This is a genomic window from Intrasporangium sp., from assembly GCF_035688975.1.
GTDB lineage: Bacteria > Actinomycetota > Actinomycetes > Actinomycetales > Dermatophilaceae > CALMNV01.
Genome location: NZ_DASSMH010000015.1, coordinates 1 through 18,653, shown reverse-complemented (window position 1 = coordinate 18,653; position 18,653 = coordinate 1). Strand labels below are relative to the sequence as shown.

General features: G+C 75.4%; 20 protein-coding genes and 1 pseudogene. 7 read left to right on the top strand and 14 right to left on the bottom strand.

The window, feature by feature from the left end; all coding sequences use genetic code 11:
• Positions 1-179 (top strand): annotated as a pseudogene (locus VFJ94_RS01865) (sugar ABC transporter permease); the annotation flags it as partial.
• A 15-nt stretch (positions 180-194) separates the two neighbouring features.
• On the opposite strand, the gene efeO reads toward VFJ94_RS01865, so the two are convergent.
• The 8 genes from efeO to VFJ94_RS01825 all read right to left on the bottom strand — a co-directional run bounded on the left by efeO (position 195) and on the right by VFJ94_RS01825 (position 9,555).
• Positions 195-1,355, bottom strand: a complete 1,161-nt coding sequence (efeO, locus tag VFJ94_RS01860) for an iron uptake system protein EfeO (RefSeq protein WP_325002473.1) — start codon at positions 1,353-1,355, stop codon at positions 195-197.
• Between the two features lie 89 nt (positions 1,356-1,444).
• Positions 1,445-2,305: an iron uptake transporter permease EfeU gene (gene efeU, locus VFJ94_RS01855; protein WP_325002472.1), complete on the bottom strand. Its 861-nt coding sequence runs from the start codon at positions 2,303-2,305 to the stop codon at positions 1,445-1,447.
• A 144-nt stretch (positions 2,306-2,449) separates the two neighbouring features.
• Positions 2,450-5,170 carry a CHAT domain-containing protein gene (locus VFJ94_RS01850; protein ID WP_325002471.1) on the bottom strand — a complete coding sequence of 907 codons (2,721 nt, stop codon included), beginning with the start codon at positions 5,168-5,170 and terminating at the stop codon, positions 2,450-2,452.
• Positions 5,171-5,218: 48 nt separating this feature from the next.
• Complete coding sequence (locus VFJ94_RS01845; RefSeq protein ID WP_325002470.1) at positions 5,219-5,713, bottom strand: hypothetical protein; 495 nt, start codon at positions 5,711-5,713, stop codon at positions 5,219-5,221.
• 3 nt (positions 5,714-5,716) lie between these two features.
• A complete protein-coding gene (locus VFJ94_RS01840; protein WP_325002469.1) occupies positions 5,717-6,304 on the bottom strand; it encodes a sigma-70 family RNA polymerase sigma factor in 588 nt (195 codons plus the stop codon).
• Positions 6,301-7,866 carry a S8/S53 family peptidase gene (locus VFJ94_RS01835; protein ID WP_325002468.1) on the bottom strand — a complete coding sequence of 522 codons (1,566 nt, stop codon included), beginning with the start codon at positions 7,864-7,866 and terminating at the stop codon, positions 6,301-6,303. Before VFJ94_RS01835 ends, VFJ94_RS01840 begins: the two co-directional genes overlap by 4 nt.
• A 238-nt stretch (positions 7,867-8,104) precedes the next feature.
• Positions 8,105-9,052 carry a prephenate dehydratase gene (gene pheA, locus VFJ94_RS01830; RefSeq protein WP_325002467.1) on the bottom strand — a complete coding sequence of 316 codons (948 nt, stop codon included), beginning with the start codon at positions 9,050-9,052 and terminating at the stop codon, positions 8,105-8,107.
• Complete coding sequence (locus VFJ94_RS01825; RefSeq protein WP_325002466.1) at positions 9,049-9,555, bottom strand: DUF4446 family protein; 507 nt, start codon at positions 9,553-9,555, stop codon at positions 9,049-9,051. The genes pheA and VFJ94_RS01825 overlap by 4 nt, the downstream gene beginning before the upstream one ends.
• A gap of 45 nt (positions 9,556-9,600) precedes the next feature.
• Between VFJ94_RS01825 and VFJ94_RS01820 the strand changes: the two genes are divergently transcribed.
• Positions 9,601-11,757 (top strand): hypothetical protein, encoded by a 2,157-nt coding sequence (locus VFJ94_RS01820; RefSeq protein ID WP_325002465.1) that lies wholly within the window; start codon positions 9,601-9,603, stop codon positions 11,755-11,757.
• On the opposite strand, the gene VFJ94_RS01815 is transcribed toward VFJ94_RS01820, so the two are convergent.
• The 3 genes from VFJ94_RS01815 to VFJ94_RS01805 form a co-directional block, all read right to left on the bottom strand.
• The gene (locus VFJ94_RS01815; protein ID WP_325002464.1) at positions 11,731-12,471 is read right to left on the bottom strand and encodes a glycosyltransferase; all 741 of its coding nucleotides are present in this window, start codon (positions 12,469-12,471) and stop codon (positions 11,731-11,733) included. The genes VFJ94_RS01820 and VFJ94_RS01815 overlap by 27 nt on opposite strands.
• A 13-nt stretch (positions 12,472-12,484) precedes the next feature.
• Positions 12,485-13,372, bottom strand: coding sequence for a DUF5926 family protein (locus tag VFJ94_RS01810; protein ID WP_325002463.1), 888 nt, complete (start codon positions 13,370-13,372; stop codon positions 12,485-12,487).
• Between the two features lie 66 nt (positions 13,373-13,438).
• Positions 13,439-13,909 (bottom strand): ATP-binding protein, encoded by a 471-nt coding sequence (locus VFJ94_RS01805; RefSeq protein ID WP_325002462.1) that lies wholly within the window; start codon positions 13,907-13,909, stop codon positions 13,439-13,441.
• 240 nt (positions 13,910-14,149) lie between these two features.
• Between VFJ94_RS01805 and VFJ94_RS01800 the strand changes: the two genes are divergently transcribed.
• The 4 genes from VFJ94_RS01800 to VFJ94_RS01785 all read left to right on the top strand — a co-directional run bounded on the left by VFJ94_RS01800 (position 14,150) and on the right by VFJ94_RS01785 (position 16,811).
• A complete protein-coding gene (locus VFJ94_RS01800; protein ID WP_325002461.1) occupies positions 14,150-14,857 on the top strand; it encodes a PadR family transcriptional regulator in 708 nt (235 codons plus the stop codon).
• 230 nt (positions 14,858-15,087) lie between these two features.
• Complete coding sequence (locus VFJ94_RS01795) at positions 15,088-15,822, top strand: hypothetical protein (RefSeq protein WP_325002460.1); 735 nt, start codon at positions 15,088-15,090, stop codon at positions 15,820-15,822.
• Between the two features lie 55 nt (positions 15,823-15,877).
• Complete coding sequence (locus tag VFJ94_RS01790; protein ID WP_325002459.1) at positions 15,878-16,210, top strand: cupin domain-containing protein; 333 nt, start codon at positions 15,878-15,880, stop codon at positions 16,208-16,210.
• A gap of 49 nt (positions 16,211-16,259) precedes the next feature.
• Positions 16,260-16,811: a mycothiol transferase gene (locus VFJ94_RS01785; RefSeq protein WP_325002458.1), complete on the top strand. Its 552-nt coding sequence runs from the start codon at positions 16,260-16,262 to the stop codon at positions 16,809-16,811.
• Between the two features lie 98 nt (positions 16,812-16,909).
• Here the strand turns inward: VFJ94_RS01785 and VFJ94_RS01780 are convergent, their stop codons facing one another.
• From VFJ94_RS01780 to VFJ94_RS01770, 3 genes are all read right to left on the bottom strand, one after another.
• Positions 16,910-17,440 (bottom strand): hypothetical protein, encoded by a 531-nt coding sequence (locus VFJ94_RS01780; protein ID WP_325002457.1) that lies wholly within the window; start codon positions 17,438-17,440, stop codon positions 16,910-16,912.
• A 44-nt stretch (positions 17,441-17,484) separates the two neighbouring features.
• Positions 17,485-17,841, bottom strand: coding sequence for a hypothetical protein (locus VFJ94_RS01775; protein WP_325002456.1), 357 nt, complete (start codon positions 17,839-17,841; stop codon positions 17,485-17,487).
• Between the two features lie 130 nt (positions 17,842-17,971).
• A complete protein-coding gene (locus tag VFJ94_RS01770) occupies positions 17,972-18,328 on the bottom strand; it encodes a metalloregulator ArsR/SmtB family transcription factor (RefSeq protein ID WP_325002455.1) in 357 nt (118 codons plus the stop codon).
• A gap of 114 nt (positions 18,329-18,442) precedes the next feature.
• On the opposite strand from VFJ94_RS01770, the gene VFJ94_RS01765 reads away from it, so the two are divergent.
• Positions 18,443-18,653, top strand: a 211-nt coding sequence (locus VFJ94_RS01765; protein ID WP_325002454.1) for an aquaporin, incomplete at its 3' end; no start/stop codon positions are given.

Below are 18,653 nucleotides of genomic sequence, written 5' to 3'. Positions count from 1 at the left end.
CGGGTGGTGTCGGGAAGGTCTCCGGGGCGATCGTCGGGGCCCTCATCATGGGCGTGCTCAACATGGGCCTGTCGATCATGTCGGTCAACCCGGCGTGGCAGCAGGCCATCAAGGGGCTCGTCCTGCTCGCCGCCGTCGCGTTCGACCTGCTCAACAAGCGCAAGGCCAGCGGCGCCTGACCGACGGCAGCCCGGTCACGGGGCGCCGACGACCCCCGGCACCTTGGCCACCTCCTGGCTCAGGGCGTCGAGGGCCACGGTGAGGGCGCCCACATCGGCGGGAGTGAGCTGCGTGTAGAGCCGGTAGCCGTCACCGGCCCGGTGCGAGTCGAGCAGCGTGGTGAGGGCGACGAACCGCGCGTCGAGCGCCTTGAGCAGCTCGGGGGCGCGCTCGCCGATGACCGGCCGCAGCGCCGCGAGGGCCTGCTGCGACCCCACGACGTTGCCCTTGACGTCCCACAGGTCGGTGTGCGAGTAGCGCTCCTCCTCCCCGGTCACCTTGGTCGTGGCCACCTCGTCGAGGAGGGCGTCGACGCCGCCTGCGATGCTGAGGGCCTCGGGCTCGACCGTCTCCGCCTTGGCAGCGATCTGCTTGACGTCGGCGAGCAGCTGGTCCGCGACGGCGCCGGAGTCCGGCTGCAGCCCGGTCTTCCACAGATCCCTCTCGAGGCGGTGGAAGCCGGTGAACTTCGCCCCGGTGGCGAGGACCGCCTCGCGCCCGTCGATGCGGTGGTCGAGGTCGCCGAAGGCGTCGGCGACCGGCTCGATCTCCTCCCACGGCATCCGGGCCTTGGGATAGAGCGCCTTGGCCTTGGCGACGTCGCCCTGCTTGACGGCCGCGACGAACTCGCCGGTCTCCTCGACCAGCTCGTCCGTCTCGGACTCGACGTACTTCGTGTATGCCGCGACGGCCGTGGTCAGCTTCGCGTCGCTGCTGCCCTTCGGGGCCGTGCCGGTGACGGTGAGCTGCGTCCGGATGCCGTCGCCCGACATGCCGGGCTTGCACGCGACCGTGTAGGTCCCCGCCTCGGTGACCTCGACCTTGATCTCCCTGCTGAGGCCCGGGGTGATGTTCTCGGCCTCCGTGACGATCCGGTCGCCCGCCGCGTAGAGGTAGAACTCGTTGACCTTGCTGCCGGTGTTCGTGAAGCGGAAGGTCAGCGTGCCGGCCTGGGCGGTCGTGGCGCTCAGGTCGCAGGCGGTGTCGCTGGCGGTGATGGTGATGGCGCCCCCGGCCCCGGCCCCGGTCGTCGCCGTCGAGCCCGGCTGCGCCTGGCCGGTGCAGCCGGTCAGGGCGAGGGCGGTGAGGGCGGCGAGGGCGAGCGGCGCGCCGAAGCGCAGGGCGAGGCGGGACATGGTGCTCCTGGGGTGACGTGGCCGGTGACGGTGGCCGGTGCGAAGGGACGAGGGTATGCCGCGGGCCGGGCGACCGAGGGGCGGTTTCGTCAGGCGGCCACGGACCGGGCCGGTGCGTCGGCGCTGGGCGCGGTGGGCCGACGGGCCTGCTGCACCGGCCTGAGGAAGGCCGTCAGCACCACGCCGACGTAGAGCGTCCACGCCACGGCCTGCAGGGCCGTCGTGGCGGGGGTGAAGTTGAAGATGCCCTTGAGCAGAGTGGCGTACCAGCTGCTCGGGTCGACGATGTGGCTGACGTCGAACGCGAGGGTGCGAAGGCCCGGCAGGAGGCGCGCCTCCTGCAGGTCGTGCAACCCGTAGGCGAGGATGCCCGCGGCGACGAGGATGAGCAGCACGCCGGTGTAGCGGAAGAACCTCGCCAGGTTGATCTGCACCGCGCCGCGGTAGATGAGGTAGCCGAGAGCCGCTGCCGCGCCGAGGCCGAGGGTCCAGCCGAGCAGCGGCTGGTTGTTGCCCTGCCCGGCCGCCTCGGTCGTGGCGTAGAAGAAGATGGCCGTCTCGAGCCCTTCCCTGCCGACGCCGAGGAAGCCGACGAGCGCGATGGCGAAAGGCCCGAGGTCGAGGGCGCGGTCGAGCCGGCCCTTGAGCTCACCGGAGATGGTCCGGGCCGCCGTGCGCATCCAGAACACCATGCCGGTGACGAAGACGACCGCGAGGATCGAGGCCGAGCCGCCGATGAGCTCCTGGGCCTCGAAGCCGAGCTGGCGGGTGCCGAAGGTCAGCACGGCGCCGAGGGCGACGGACAGCGCGATGGCGACGCCGGCGCCGAGCCAGACGTAGCGCAAAGCCCACCGTCGGTCGGTCTTGACGAGGAACGCCACGAGGATGACCACGACGAGCGCGGCCTCGAGGCCCTCCCGGAGTCCGATGAGGGCGTTGCTCGCGAGCACGGTGTCCCACTTCCCACTGGCGGTGCGGCCCTGTCAGACGGCGAGGGCCGGGTCCGGGGCCGAGCCGTCGGCGGGCCCCAGCTCAGGAAAGCACAGGATAGGCTTGCCTAACAAGCCGGTGTCCGCCGTTGAGACGTTTGCCACTCAGCCGCTCGTCGGCCGCCAGCTCGCCCCGAGGCACACGAAGGCCCGGGCCAGCGGGTCACAGCCGGCCAGGGCAGTGGCGAGCGCCTCGTCGCTCGCCAGCCCGGACGCGAGCGACCGGTGGTGCAGGGCCATGGCCTCGGCGGCCACGTCGTCGGGCACGGGCGCCACGGCCGCGATGACGGACGCCGCGCCGAGGGACAGCATCGAGGCCGCCATCCCGAGGGCCTCCTCCCCCGGCCGGATCGTCGGCGTCCCGACGTCGCAGGCGGACAGCACGACGTGGGATGCGCTCACCCCGCGCGGCTGCATCTCGTGGGCGAAGAGCGGCCCGTCGTCGAGGACGACCGAGGACAGGAGCGGGGACTGCGGCTGGTGCACCCCGTGCGCCGCCACGTGCACGATGTCGGCGCAGCCGGGGGCACTGGGGGCACCGGGGGCACCGGGGGCAACGAGGACACCGGAGGCACCGGGGGCCAAGGGGGCACCGAGAGAAGTGGCGGGGCCGACGGCGCTGAGCGCGCTGAGGAGCTGGGCGCCGGACGACGGGGACGCCACGGTCACCCGCGGACCGGGCGCCGCGAGGGCCCCCGACCCACCCTTCGACCCGCCCCGCGACCTGCCGTCCGACCCACGTCCCGGACCGCCCCACGCCGCGACCACCGCCTCCGCCTCGCCAGCGCCACGTGCGACGCCGGGGCCGACCGACACGTGCACCGACGCAGCAGACGTCGCCCGCCGCGCACCGGTGGCGAAGCCCGAGAGGGAGCGGGCGACGGTGACGGGCCGGTCGCTGGCCGACGGCAGCAGGGACCACGGCAGGGCGGACAGCTCGTGGCACGCGACGACGACGAGGCCCGCGGCCCGCTGGCCCCAGGGCCGCAACAGGGTCCCGTCGAGCTCGTCGGCCGCCGAGCGGAGCGAGCCCCACACGGCCGGGGCGAGCGGGCCCAGCCGGTGGCTGGCGGCCACCCGCAAATCGGCCCGGACCCGCTGCGCGAGCTCGGCGGCGCGGCGCAGGTCGAGCAGGTCCCGCACGATCGTGCGTCCCCCGTGCACGCCCACCGCGCAGAGCCGGCCCCGGTGGGCGAAGAACCACACGAGGTCGCGGTCCGCCGCCGCCAGCACCGCGCGAGCCTCGCGCACGCCGGGGACCGTCCGGGACGGGAGCGCGGCCTGGCTGGCCAGCGTCCAGTCGCGCGCCCGGACGAGACGCTCGAGGCGAGCCGCGCGCTCGTGCAGGTCGCGCAACCGCCCGGTGTCCGTCTCGGCCCGGATCGCCGCGTGCGCCGCGCGCAGCCGGTCGGTCAGCTCGGCGAGGCGCTCGTCGTCGGGACGGCCGAGTCGGGGCAGGCGGCCGGTGGCCGAGCGCCAGCGCTCCAGGCTCTGGAGCACCGCCGTCCCACCCCGCCCGAGGGCGAGGTCGAGGTCGAGGTCCGCCAGCCGTATGCCGTGCACGGCCCGCGCGGTGCGCAGGTCGAGGCTCGCGCTGCCGCGCTGGCCGGCGGCCAGCCGCCGGGCGGCTCCCGCGAGGACCCGCCGGGCAGCCGGCTGTCGGCCCGAGGACGCGTGCACCGAGGCCTCCACGGCAGCGGCCGCGAGCACGTCCGAGAGCGAGCCCCGTGCCGGCCCGGCGGTGTCGGCGAGGCGCCGGGCGGCCGCCTCCGCGTCACCGGCCAGCAGCAGCGCCTCGGCTCCCGCCACCCGGGCCGTGTCGGCGAGGACCCGGTCGCCCACGGCGCTGGCCGTCGCGACGAGCGCGCCGCACTCGACGGCCATCGCGCGGGCCGCCTGCTGCCCGGCGGAGGGGTCGGCGCCCGACGTGGCGCGCAGCCCGTCGAGCCGCGCCTGCAGCCCCGCGAGCCGGGCGCGGGCCGCCCAGGCGGTGGCGCCGACCCGGCCGTACGCGGCCACGGCCTGCTCGGCCGCCTCCGTCGCCCGGTCGAGCCGCCCGAGGACCCGGTTGGCCTTCGCCAGGTCGAGGTCGAACTCGCCGCGGGCCAGGTCGTCCCCCTCGTCTGCGAGCTCGGCCCGGCCGGCGACGAGGACCCCGACCGCCTCGCGGACCAGTCCCGCCTCGAGCAGGGCGTGTGCCCGGTCGAGCTGCATCGGCGCCCGAGCCACGCGGCCGCCGCGCTCGGCGGCGGAGGCCATCAGGGACAAGGCCCGCGGCAGGTCGCCGAGGAGGTGGGCGGCATACCCCTGGTTGTGCCGGGCCATCACCTCCTGCTCGACGAAGCCGAGCCGGCCGGCGAGGTCGGCCGCGCGGGAGAAGGCCCAGCCCGCCTCCCGCGCGCGCGCCTGCTTGAGGGCGAGCATCCCGCGCCCGAGCAGCACCGAGCACTGCTCCCGCTCGGTGAACGCGTCGAGGTGGGGCAGCACGCCGTCGAAGTCGCGCCAAGCCGCCGCGAGGTCGCCGGCGCGCCCGTGGATGGCGGCGCGCTGGAAGTGGACCCGCGCGAGCAGGCCGGCGTCGCCCAGGGCGGTCGCGAGCCGCTCGGCGAGCGCGAGCCGGTCCAGTGCGGCACCGAGCCCCGACAGCAGGAAGTCCGTCAGGCCGTAGGTGACGACGGTCTTGACCCTGGCCCGGGCCACCTCGGGGTCAGCCGCCCGGGCCTCCATCCGGTCGAGCTCGGCCAGGGCGGCGTCGAGCGCGGCCGCCGCCTCGGTGGGCCGGCCGGCCAGGTTGTCCGCGGCGGCCCGCTCGCGCAGGTCGCGCACGTGCTCGAGGGCGTCGATGTGCGCAGCTCACCCCTCTCGAAACCGACCTCACAGCTCGACCGCCGGCGTGATGACCGGCCGCGTCCCGGCGCCGTCGCCGACCCGGACCACGAAGGAGGTCCGGCCGCGCGGGACGTCGTCGAAGGCGAACCGTCCATGCTCGTCGGAGGTCACGGTACGCGTCCCCGCAGCCGTCACCACATCGACCTGCGCCCCCGCCCGGGTGACCCACCCGTCCAGCCGCACGACGTCGTCGTCGCCACCCGGGGCGACCGAGACCATGAGGCGCAGGGACGGCGCCTGGAAGGTGACCGACTCCGTGCGGGTGGCCTCCCCCGGCGAGGGCGGGGCTGTCCCGCGCGTGGCGAGCAGCTCGGCCTCGATGAGCTCGGCGACCTCGGCGTGCAGCGCCTGCACGGTGAGCGCGAGCTCCATCCGCTCCACGAGCCCGGCCGGCACCGGGTCGGCGTGGGCGAAGAGCTGCCGCAGGTGCGCCAGCGTGGCGTCGTCGCGGTCGTCGATCGGCTCGTCGTGCGTGGCCACCGCTCACACCACCCATCGGGGGTCGGAGCCGAGGAGGTCCCTCAGCTTGCCGAGGCACCGGCCGCGGGTCGGCCCGATGCTGCCCACGGGCATGCCCAGCGACACGGCGATCGCGGCATAGTCGGGGCGGTCGGCGAAGGCGATGACGCGCAGCAGCTCCTGGCAGCGGGGTGGCAGCTGGGCGAAGTGGGACCACAGCACGCGCTGCCGCTCGCTGAGGATCGACAGCGTCGCCGGGTCCGCGGCCGGAGCGGGGCGCTCGGGCACCTCCTCGACGCCGATCTCGCGGCGGGCGCCTCGGGAGAGCCGCCAGACCTCCCGCTTGACGACCGTGACGAGCCAGCCGAGCACGGCCGCCGGCTCGGCGATGCCCTCGGCGTGGTCGACGAGCTGGAGCCACGCGGTCTGGATGGCGTCCTCGGACGTCGTCGCGTCGGCGCCCTGGGCTCGGGCGGTGTGCCAGAGGACCGGGGTGAGCAGCTCGACGAGGTCCCGCAGCCGGTCGCGCTCCCCGAGCCGGTATGCCGTGAACGCCTGGCCCGCGCGCGTGGAGAGGCTCTCCTGGGCTGCCGGAGCAGGCCCGGTGGTCATGTCGGGCTCCATCCGAGGCACGTGCGCAGCGCGTCCCATCCCCGCGCCCGCATGGCCGCAGGGCCCACGTCGGCCACGTCGGAGGCGGCACAGAGGCAGGCGGCGAGCTCGGCGGCGAGCACCGGCGTCGCAAACGACGTCCCGCTCCAGACGGCGAAGCCGCCGGCGTAGTTGTCGGGGTCGAGCGTCGCGCGGCGGGGGTGGCCGCCCACGAGGTCGGCGCCGGTGGACGACTGCAGCCCGGCGTCCGCGGTCGGCACCGTGCTGACAACCGCGACACCCAGACGGTGCGCGCTGACGTGCGCCGGCGCGTTGGAGAAGAGGGCGACGGAGGAGCCGTCCGGGTTGAGGGCCCCCACGGCGACGACGGGCAGCGCGTCCGGACCTGTGGCGCCTGCCAGCGCGGCGGGGACGAACGGCGCCTCGGTGGCGTCGTTGCCCACGGCGGCCACGACGAGCGTCCCGTTCTCGCCGAACTGGCGCAGCAGCCGCCCGAGGGGGCTCGCCTTGAGGGCGGACGGCGGCTCCGGGGCCTCGGGGTAGTAGCCGATCGACAGCGAGAGGACGTCGACCACCTGGTCCCTCCCCCCGGCGTCGGGGCTGTCCTGCCCCTCGACGTGCCGCAGCAGCAGGTCGGTCAGCGCCTCGAGGATGCCGGACTCCGCGGCGATGCCCGTGCCGGTGAGGACGGGGATCGTGAGGATCGTCGCCTCTGGGCAGCCCTGCCGCACCAGGCCGGCGACGAACGTGCCGTGGCCGACATCGCGGCCGATCTGTCCGGTGAGCCGGTCGGGCTCGGTCCCGCTCAAGTCCGCGTCGGGGCCGCCGATGACCGCACCGTCGTGGGTCACCTCGCGCAGCACCCGGGGGTGACCGTCGAACCACGGGTGCCGGCCGATGCCGGTGTCCGGCAGGGCGACCACCGGGTGGCGTGGCAGGTCCCGGGACCGGTCCGACGGGTCCTCGACGACGAGCGCGACCGGCATACGGCCTCCGCGCCCCGGGGCGCCGTATTCGGCCAGGCCCCGCGCGCCGACGCCGCCCCAGTAGCCATCCACCCCGCCCCAGTAGCCGTCCACCCCGCCCCAGAAGCCGTCGACTCCGCCCCAGAAGCCGTCGGCCGGCCGGACGACGTGGTCGAGGCTCACCCGGCGCGCCAACGCCGGGTCCCGGCGCAGGTGCTGCAGCACCAGCCAGGCGTCAGGGGGCGGCACCGGGTCGGTCCCCTCCGCCTCGAGGACGACCCGCAGGACGAACACCTCGTCGAGCACCTCCCGGGACCGGCCCCGGGAGCGGGCGAGCCGCGCCACGCGGTCGCGCTCACGCTGCGGCACCACGGCTCTGACGCCGAGCGGGACGAGGGCGTCGCGGAGGTCCTCGAGCTGCCCGTCGACGTCCCCGTCCCCGGGGAAGCCGCTCACGAGGAGGCGGTCCGGCACGTAGAGCGTCGGGGACGGCGGGGGCGTCCCCGGCACGCGCGGTGAGGTCGCTGGGTGCAGCAGGGCGACGCGCAGCTCCTCGCGCTGTCCGTCGCCCGACGTCTGCGGGTCTGGCAGTTCCACGTTCGGCATCTCCGCCCCTCCTCGGGCACGCCCGTCGCTGACGGGACTACAGAGGGCCGAAGACCGAGGCTGATACGTGCCGGTGGGAAGCGGCCCGGAAAGAACTCTCCCACGGATGTATCAGGGACCGGTGTCGCGCCTCTGGTTCAGCGGGGACGGCGATCCGGGCCGGGAGTCAGGGCCTGGTCCGGGACGCGGAGGGCGCCGGCGGGGGGGACCGTCGGCGCCCACTCCGCCGTCAGGCGCGCAGGGCGGCGAGCCAGGCCGCAGCCGCCTGGAAGTCGGCCTCCGACGTTCCCGGCGGTGCGGCCGCCCGGACGCCGTCGGCGCGGGGGTACGACCCGAGGAAGCGCACGTCGGCGCACACCCGCTTGAGGCCCATGAGCGTCTCGCCGACCCGCGCGTCCTCCACGTGGCCCTCGAGGTCGATGGAGAAGCAGTAGCGGCCCATCTCGCCGCCGACGGGACGCGACTCGAGCCGGGTCAGGTTGACCCCCCGGCTCGCGAACTGCTCGAGCAGCTCGAGGAGGCCGCCGGGGTGGTCGTCCTTCTGGTAGAGCACGACCGTCGTCTTGTCCGCGCCGGTGGGCTCGGGAAGGGTGCCCGGCCGGGCGACGAGGACGAACCGGGTCACGGCACCCGGGACGTCGCCGATGTCCCGTGCCAGCACGTCGAGCCCCTCGTTGGCCGCGGCCACCGGGGCGCACACGGCGGCGTCGAAGACGACCTCGCCCTCCCCGCCCAGGGCGGCGGCGGCGGCGGCCGTCGACAGCGTCGGCACGTAGGTCGCGCCGGGCAGGTGCGTGCCGACCCAGCCGCGCACCTGGGCCCACGCATGGGAGTGGGTGCCCACGGCGTGGACCGCCTCGATCGACGTGCCGCGACGGGCGCAGAGGACGAACGTGATCGGCACGAGCACCTCGCCCACGACGACGAGCGGCTCGCCCGTGGCGAGGGCGTCGAGGGTCGCGGACACCCCGCCCTCGACGGAGTTCTCGATGGGCACCATGGCGGCGTCGATGTCCCCGGCCCGCAGGGCGTCGAGCGCGGCGTCGACGGAGCCGTAGGGCGACTGCACGGCCTCCCGGGCGCCGACCCACGCGCCGAGCGCCATCTGGGTGAAGGTGCCGCGCGGGCCGAGGTAGCCGAAACGGCGGAGGTCGTCGAGGGAGCGCGGCGGGGTCATGGCTGGTCCTGGTGTCGGGTGGTCGGGGCCCCGGACCTGGCCGAGGCGAGCGCCTGCTGCTCCTCGGGGGTCAACGGGATGCTCGAGCGTCCGGCCACCACCCCCTTGGCGTAGGTCCGCGACTCGCTGCGGGCATGGATGGACGAGAGCACCAGCCCGTCGCCGTGGTCGTCGACGACGGCGGCCGAGAAGGACAGCCGCCCGCCCATGTCGCCGAAGGCGTCGTAGCGCACGACCGCGACGTTGCGCAGGCTCTGGCGCACGTCGTCCTGCGTGCCGGCGAGCTGGGACTGCAGCCGGGCGACGTCGGCGCCGAGGCGCTCGATCCGGTGGGTCTGCGCCGCGGCGACCCGCGCGATGTCGGTGTGGCCGTCGCCGTGCAGGACCCGGAAGTCACGACGCACCTCGGCGAGGCGGCGCCTGGCGCCCAGGGCGACGAGAAGCGCGGCGACCGCGGCGACCGCGGCGGCCACGACCACGACGGCCTGGGTTGAGTCGCTCACGAAGGGCAAGGGTAGCCGCCGGGGTCCCGTGCGTAGTCTGACCCGGTGATCCGCAGGCATCGGGCCCAGGCGCTGCTCGCCGGCCTTGTCCTGCTCGTGGCCTGCCTGGTCTGGGCGTATGCCGCCCGACCCGGCTTCCGGGTCCCGCCGACCTCGCCCCCGGCACCCGCCGACTCGCTCGTCGTCGTCGGGCTGCCGGGCCTGGCGTGGTCCGACGCGTCCGCCGCCGCCACCCCGTCCCTGTGGGGACTCCTGCGCGCCGGCGCGACGGCCACCGTGTCGGTCAAGGCCATCAACCTCACGACCTGCCCGGCCGACGGCTGGGCCACCCTCTCGGCCGGCGAGGCCGCCGGTCCCGACGCGTCCGGTGGCCGCCCGACCTGCCGGGCGCTCCCTGGCGTCGCCGCGGACCCGTCGGGCGGATACCGCGTCGAGGGGTATGCCGCTCTCGCGGCCACGACGCGCACCGGCCCGCACTCGGCGCGCCTCGGCCTGCTCGGCGACGGCCTCGCCACCGGGCCGGGCTGCGTGCAGGCAATCGGCCCAGGAGCGGCGCTGGCGGTGGCGCGCTCCGACGGGCGGCTGGCCCGTTACACGCCGCTCGACGCCGCCTCCCTCACGCGCGACCTTGGCGCGTGCCGGGTCAGCGTCGTCGACGTTGGCGGGCCCGACGATGGCGGCGCAGCGTCCCCCGCTTCCGTTCGGGCGCTGGACGAGCGGGTCGGCCGGGTCGTCGCCGCAGCGCCCACGACCGCAGACATCGTCGTCGTCGGTCTCGCGGACCGGGACCGACAGGAGCGACTGCATGTCCTCGCGGCCTCCGGACCGCACTTCCGGGCCGGCCTGCTCGCCTCCGCGTCGACGCGCCGCGTCGGGCTCGCGCAGCTCTCCGACGTCACCGCAACGGTGCTGGCGGCGCGCGGCGTGGCTCCGGTCGAGGCCATCGGCGGCCGGGCACTCGCCGTGGAGGCGTCAGGCGGCCGGGACGACGCGTCGGCCACCGCGAGGCGGACCGTCCTCACCGACGTGGAGGCCAAGGCGGACGCCATGCACCGGCTCGTCGCCCCGTTCCTGCTGCTCTGGCTCGGGTCCGCGGCGCTCGTGCTCGCCGTGCTGGCCGCCCTGCGCGGCCGGGGGTCGGCCGGGCCGACGGGGCGGACGGGGCGGACGGGGCGCGGCGCCCGGCGCGCGGACCGACTCCTCGGGTGGGTCGGTCTCGTCACCGCGACGATGCCGGCCGCGACGTTCCTCGCGAACCTCGTGCCGTGGTGGCGCGGGGCGGACTCCACGACCGTCCTGCTCGGGCGGCTCGTCCCGCTCGTCCTCGCCGTCAGCGCCGGGCTCGCGCTCGCCTGCCGCCTGGGCCCGTGGCGGTCGGCGCGGCTCGGCCTGCTCGCCGCCGCCTCCGCCGTGACGGCGGGCGTCATCGGCGTCGACCTGCTCACGGGGTCGGCGCTGCAGCTCTCCTCGGTCTTCGGCCTGCAGCCGCTCGTGGGGGGCCGCTACTACGGCATCGGCAACGTCGCCTTCGCACTCTTTGGCAGCGCTGTCCTCCTGCTGTGCGCGGGGATCGGCGATGCGCTCGTGAGCCGGGGCGAGCGCGGGCTGGCCGTGCTCGTGGTCGTCGTCCTCGGCGCAGCGGCCCTTGCCGTCGACGTCCTCCCCGCCTGGGGGGCAGACCTCGGCGGCCCCGTGGCACTCGTCCCGGCACTCGGGCTGCTCCTGCTGCGCACGGCAGGGCTGCGGCCGTCGTGGCGGGCCGTCGCCGCGGTGGGGGCCGTCGTGGTGGCGGTGCTCGTGGCAGTGGCCTACCTCGACTGGCGTCGGCCCGCCGTGGAGCGCACCCATGCCGGGCGGTTCCTACAAACCGTGCTGGACGGCGGGGCGGCCGCGGTCGTGAGCCGGAAGCTGGAGCAGAACGTCGGCCTGCTCGTCGCCCTACCCGCGCTCCTGATCGTCGGCACCGCCGTCGTCGTGGCGCTCGTCGCCGTCGTCGCGCGTCCCGGCACGCTCGGGACCGCCGCGTTCGCCGGGCTGGTGGCCCGGGCGCCCCTGCTGCGCGAGGGGCTGCTGGCGGTGGTGACGCTCGCGCTCGTCGGCTTCCTCACCAACGACTCGGGCGCCGCCATCCCCCCCGTCGCGGCGCTCTTCACCCTGCCGCTCGTGCTCGCCGAGCTAGCCCGGCGCCCCCTGGCGGTGTGAGCGACCGAGCCGGCGGCGGCGCAGCCGCCGCACTCCGAGGGCCAGCGCCACGTCGCGCAGCTGCGCCGCGCGGTGCAGCTGCGCGCGCCAGTCCGTGCCCGTGACCCGGTGGTGCAGCTCGCACGGCACCTCGCGGACCGTGAGCCCGGCGAGGAGCACGTCGACCGTCATGCCGACCTCCACCCCCCAGCCACGGGCGAAGGGCGTCGCCGCCGTCACCGCGGCGGGCGAGAGGCACCGCATGCCCGAGAGCGGCTGCGTGGGCACCCAGCCGGTGAGCGCCTCGACGCCCCGTCGAGCGAGCCGGACGACGAGGCCGTGGCCGCCGCCGGCCTCCCGTTGGGGCGGCAGTACGGCGATGGTGAGGTGCGCCGTGCCGTCGGCGACCGGGCGCACCAGGGCCAGCGCGGCGGCCGCCGACTCCTCGAGGTCCGCGTCGACGAAGAGGACCGCGACGCCCGGCGTCAGGCGCCCGAGGCGGCGCAGCGCCGCGAGCCGTCCGAGGCCGCTCATGAGCGCGTCGGCCTTGCCGTGGTTGCGGGTGTGCCGCACCACGTCGGCGCCCTCCGCAGCGGCGACCCGCGCGGTGTCGTCGGTGGACCCGTCGTCGACGACGACGACGGCCTCGACGCCCGAGGCGTCCCGCACGGCCCGGATCGTCGCGGCGATGCGCGCCGCCTCGTCCTTGGCCGGGATGACGACGGCGACGCTCATGTGCGTGGCATCGTCAGCGGAGGGTGACCTGGCGGTTCGTCAGGCCCGCCTTGGCCCCCCGCTCGGCCGCCGTGAGGGGCTCGGTGCTGGCGACTGCCGTGTCGAGGCGGGCGGCGAGCTGCGCGACGTCCCCCTCGAAGTCGTCGGCCGAGGTCTCGGGGTCGACCTCCCACACGGGGATGAGCAGCCCGCTTGAGCGGAAGCACCCGAGCAGCCGGCCGCCGTCACCGAGCGTGCTCTCCCGGGCGGCGTGCAGGCGGGCCAGGGCGTCGGTCGACACGTCCTCCTCGTGCGGCAGCACCCAGCGGACATAGGCCCGTGCGCCGATGCGACACCAGTAGCACGACGGGACGGCCTGCAGCTTGACCGTGGGGATGGCCGACTCGTTGGCCCGCTCGAGCGAGGTCTTGCCCTCCGCGTCGAGCTCGGTGTCGCCGACCCAGAAGTCGAACCCCTCGTGCACCTGCAGGTCGAGCGGGGCAGCCGGGTCGAGCAGGTCCTGCAGGCGCGGGGCCTGCTCGGTGGAGACCGGCAGCGTCTCGAGCGGGGTGCCGGGCGGCAGGGCCACGGTCCGCACGATGGCCGAGGCGATGTCGCGGCTGGCGTCACCGCTGCCGCTGCCCGACTGGATGCCGACCAGCACCTCTCCGGACTCGCGGCGCAGGCCCGGCCAGGCGAGCGGCAGGACCGTGGCGACGGTCACCTCGTCGGGGGCGTCGGCAGGTGCCGTGGCCGCCGCGAGGCGGACGGTCGCGGTGGCGGCCGGCACGATCTCGCGCATCGCCACCCAGTCGGTCTCGTCGCGCAGGCCGGCGAAGGGCCGCGCGACGAACGCCGCGGGGACGGAGCGAGCGTTGCGGTCGGTGCGGGCCGAACGGGGACGTCGAGATGCCTTGCCCATGCCCGCCACCCTAGTGCGCGGCGGGCCCGCTCCCGCCCGGCGGCATACGACGTATGCCGTGCCCCGTCAGGGCGAGCGGCGCCGGGACGGGCCCCCGATCGAGGCCCACACGGTGCGCCCGTTGGCGTCCTCGAGCACGCCCCACTCGTGGGCGATGGACCGCACGATGCGCAGTCCACGGCCGCTCGGGCCCCACACCGTCGGACGCGCGGGCCGCGGCACGGTGGGGCCGCCGCCGTCGGACACCTCGACCTCGACGACGCCGTTCTTGACCTTCCAGTGCACGCGCACCGAGCCATCGGCGAGCGGCTTCGCGTGCCGCACCGCGTTGGCCACGAGCTCGCCCACCACGGCCTCGGCCTCCTCGACGACGCTGGCAGGCAGGTCGCGCACGAGCAGGTCACTGACCACCTCCCGCCGCGCCTGCTGGGCCGCGACGGGGGCCGCGGGAAGGCGGACGGTGCGCTTCTCCCCGGCCGAGCTCCTGCCCGTGCCGGTGTCGTCGACTCGCTTCTGCGCATCCGTTGTCACGCTCACTGCCCTTCCCTTCCCCTCCATGGACGCTCCGTCCTGTCGGCACGGTATCCACGGCGTGCGAAGGATAAACCCCAGCGGCGCCCGATCCGGCGGGCCGACTCCACTTCGTCACGTCGCGCGGAGGGCCGGTGCCGCCACCACGGGGCCCCGCGTGCGCCACCCTCTTGTCGGCGCGAACAGTCGCGATCTATCGTTGATGTATCGCCCGCTTGAGCGGCGGGCCGCAGACGGGAGACCATGATGAGTGACGAGCAGGGCAGTCGCTGGGGCGCCGGCTGGGCCGGCTGGCCGGGGCCCGGCTGGGTCGGCCCGGGATGGGGCGGTGGACGCGGGGGATGGCCCGGGCACGGGCCGGGCGGCCATGGAGGCTTCGGCCCGCACGGGCACCGGCCCGGGCCGCCGCCGTGGGTGCGCGACCTCATGCGGCAGTTCGGCGGGCCGCACCTGGCGCCCCCGCGCGGTCCCCGAGCCCGCAGGGGCGACGTGCGGGCGGCCATCCTCGACGTGCTGGCCGGTGACGAGATGAACGGCTACCAGGTGATCCAGCAGATCTCCGAGCGCACGGGCGGCGCCTGGAAACCGAGCCCCGGCTCGATCTACCCAACGGTCCAGCAGCTCGAGGACGAGGGGCTGGTCGAAGGCCGGGACGTCGGCGGCCGCCGGCTGCTGCGCCTCACCGACGAGGGACGCGCCTACGTCGAGCAGCACGCCGACGAGATGGCCGCGACCTGGGCTCCGTTCGAGCCGCCCCCGACGAGCGGCGACGCACCGGCGGACGGCCCCGAGCTGCTCCCGGCCATGAGCCAGGTGGCCGGGGCCCTGTGGCAGGTGATGACGACGGGCACCGCTGCGCAGCGCGCCGAGGCCACCGAGATCATGCGGGACACCCGGCGGCGGCTCTACGGGCTGCTCGCCGACGGCGACGACGGGCCACCCGCCGCCGAGTGACCGCGCTGCCTGCGTCGCGGCCCGGGCTAGGGCTCGCTAGGTGCGTCTAGGGCTGCGGCAAGAGATGCCTATAGCACGCAAGCCGGTCGATTCCTGCTACTCCCCCGCGGGAACCGACGGTTGCCTCTAGGCTGAGCGAAGTTCGCATGACGGCCTTCTCGTCCCGGCACAACCTCGGGCGCACCACCAACGACGGAGCAGGCGCACACACACACGAGGGAGGAGCGGGGGTGACTGTGCAGTTCGACCCGCGCACCGGGCTCCTGCGGCTCGACGGCGGCACGTTCCTCGACCTCGCGGACAGCGCGGCCGGGCATCGCCCCTGCTCACCGGAGCGCCTCGAGGCGCTCAGCCACGCCGGCGTCCTCGTCGACGGCCGACCACACTCCTCCCTCGGCACGGTCCTGTCCGCCGTCGTCGCACCACGGGCCCAGCTGACCCTGACGCTGGCTTCCGAGGCGGGCGTGCACGTGCACCAGGGCTGGCTCGCCTGCGCCACCGGCCTCCTCGTGGACCTGGGTGACGCGACCTACGAGTTGCGCACCGTTGCCACCGACGACGTGTCGGGGGCCGTGATGGGCCTCGCCGGCCTGGAGCCCCGCCCCGGCCTGGCGTCGGAGGGCGCCGTCGTGGCCGAGGAGACCCTCGAAGACCTGGCGGCCCCGACCCGTGAGGCGCGCCGGCGCGGCGCCGCCGCCCTCGTGGCCGCGGCGTCGCCCGACTGGGCTGCCTGGGCGGCCTGCGTGGCCGCGGGGTTGTGGACCTTCGCCGTCGTCGACGCCTTCTGGGCCACCCGCTTCGGCAGCCTGGCCGACCGGCGCGTCGCCGTCCTCGACACACCGGCCGGGGTCGCCCTCGTCGACCCGGCTGAGGACGACCTGCGGCTGGTTCCGACGACCGCGGACGACGTGAGACGCCTCGTGGCGGGCCTGGTGCCGACCGCACTCGAGGTGAGCGGCACCTAGCCCGGCGGCATACAGTCGGCACGTCGACCGCACGCACCTGCCTAGGAGAGCCCCGATGGAGAAGTCGTCGCTGACCGCGCTCGTCCGTGAGCACCTCGAGACGGCGCGGCGCGCGTCGAGCGGGCGAAGCGCCACGACCGTCTACGGCGGCCACGAGCACCAGCTCCGGCAGACGCTCGTCGCCCTGGCCGCCGGCCAGGAGATGGAGGAGCACGAGAGCCCCGGTGAGGCCACCCTCCAGGTGCTCCGCGGGCGGGTGACCCTCTTCGCGGGTGACACGAGCTGGGACGGCACGGCGGGCGACCTGATCGTCATCCCGCCCGCACGGCACTCCCTGGCCGCCCGCGAGGATGCGGCCGTCCTGCTCACCGTCGTCAAGCCCCGCTGACCGGGCTGACCGGGTCCCTGCGGCGGCCGTCCCGTGGCACGCTGGGACCGTGAGCCGTGCTGCCGTCCCCTCGGGTGCTGACCTCGCCCGCAACGTGCTGCGTGACGCCTTCGGCCGGGTCGCCGAGACGGTGCCGGACGTCCTCGCCGGCCTCACCCCGGAGGACCTGCTGTGGCGCCCAGACCCCGGGGCCAACTCGATCGCGTGGCTGGTGTGGCACCTGACCCGCGTCCAGGACGACCACGTGGCCGACCTCGCCGGCATCGACCAGGCCTGGATCGCAGACGGGTGGCGGGAGCGCTTCGACCTGCCGTATGCCGCCCACGCCGTCGGCTACGGCATGGACGCCGACGAGGTGGGCGCCTTCGTGGTCACCGACCCGGCTGTGCTCTCGGGCTACCACGACGCCGTGCACCGGCTCACGCTGCGCGTGCTCGGCGACCTCGATGCCGAAGGCCTGTCGCGGGTGGTCGACAGGCGCTGGGACCCTCCGGTCACCGCCTCCGTGCGGCTGGTGTCGGTCGTCAACGACACGAGCCAGCACGTCGGACAGGCGGCCTACGTGCGGGGCATGCTCGAACGCCGCCGGGCCGGCGGGTAGGAGCGGTCACCCGGGGCTGGGAAGCTACAGGGAATGCGCACGGACCCGCCAGGGATGCGTGTGCCACGCGTCGCCTCGCCCGCGGACCTGCCTGGTGCTCAGACGGCGTGCTTGTCCAGTGGCCCCATGGCGTCGAGGTGCGCGAGGAGCTTGCGCCGGCGCGCCTCGAGCCCGTCGGCCCGGGTCGGGTCCGGCTCTGGCGTCCGGCCCACGAGGGTCCGGGTGCGCCCGGCGGAGTCGAAGGAGGACAGCAGCCGGTCCAGCGCGTTCCGCCACAGGCGGGTGCTCCCGGCGCCCTCGTGAACGAGGTCGACCCGGGTGCCCGCGCCGTCGGGGCGCAGGCTGACGTCGACCAGCGCGGGCGGTGCATCGTCGTCGGGCCGCCACGAGAGTCGGATGCCCCACGCCGGGGCGCTGCCCCGGCTGGTGTCGTGCGCTCCCCCGGTGCTCGGCCACAACTGGTCCGGGCCGCCCCCCTCCGGACCGATCAGGAACTCTGCGCCCGGCCGGCTGATCAGGTGCTCCCACACCTGCTCGACCGGGGCATCGATCGACACCGTCTCGTGGCCGGCGTCCGGCGCCTCGCTGGACTCCTGCGCACCTGGCGACGCGACGGTGTCGTCACGCACGTCCGTATCGGGCGAACTCGGCTTCCCGGACCCGTCCACGCGCATCACCCCCTTGGCCGTGGGGTCGTGGTCATCGCTCTGAGCATAGCCCGCTGGGCCTCCGTCCGGACCAGCCCCGAGTCGGTCAGGGCCTCCAGCCCGGCGAGGTACTCCGGCTCCGGCATCCGGGCGCGGTTGTCCCAGAACCAGCGCGCCGTCTCCCACCATCGCTGCCGGTTGTCGCTCGCCTCGGCGAGCGCCCGGGCGGCGCGAGCGCTGGCGGTCGCCGCGCTCCGCGCGGTCTCGACCTGCTTCACGGTGCCCCGCCAGGCGAGCCACGCCGCGAACAGGGCGACGAGGGCGGCGAACCCGCTCGAGGTGACGAAGGCACCGATCGCCAGAGCGAAGCCGTTGTCGGTCATGGCCGCAGGGTAGCCACCCGACCGCGGCGGAGCGTGGAGGTCGGCTCGCGCCCTTGTTGCGGGCGCCAGGAGCAGGGTCCAGGGGGAGGGTCGTGCTGCACCTGCGCCGGTAGGGACACTGCTCCGGCGGTCAGCCGAAGATGCGGGTGATGTCCTCGAGCCGGCGCGGGACGAGCGTGAACCAGGCCCAGGTGCCGCGCCGCGCCCGGGTCAGCACCCCGGCCTCGACGAGGACCTTCAGATGGTGCGACACCGTCGGCTGCGACACCCCAACGACCTGGGTCATGTCGCACACGCACGCCTCCTGCCGGGGCGAGCTCGCGATGAGGGACAGCAGCTGCAGGCGCACCGGGTCGGCCACCGCCTTGAGCAGCGCGGAGCGTTCCTCTGCCACCGCGCGGGGCATGGGGGACGCCAGCGCCGTGCCACACGCGGACACGCCCGTGGGCCGGGTGGGCTGGTCGACGAGCAGATCCGGACCGGTCACGACGCCCCCTGGCTGAACACTCGGTGAATCGACGAGCTTCTATGTTGACATGCGTCGATACAGGCTGTCACTCTCATCGCGATCCGCTGAACCCGGAAGGCCCGTTCGCTCCTCATGTCGCTCTCCCAGGCCCCGCTGCGCCGCTTCGCCGCTGAGTTCGCCGGCACCGGCGCCCTCGTGGCCGCCGTCATCGGCTCCGGCATCATGGGCACGAATCTCACCCAGGACATCGCGCTGCAGCTGCTCGTCAACGCCGTGGCGACCGTGGCGGCCCTGGGCGTCCTCATCGCCACCTTGGGACCGGTGTCCGGGGCGCACTTCAACC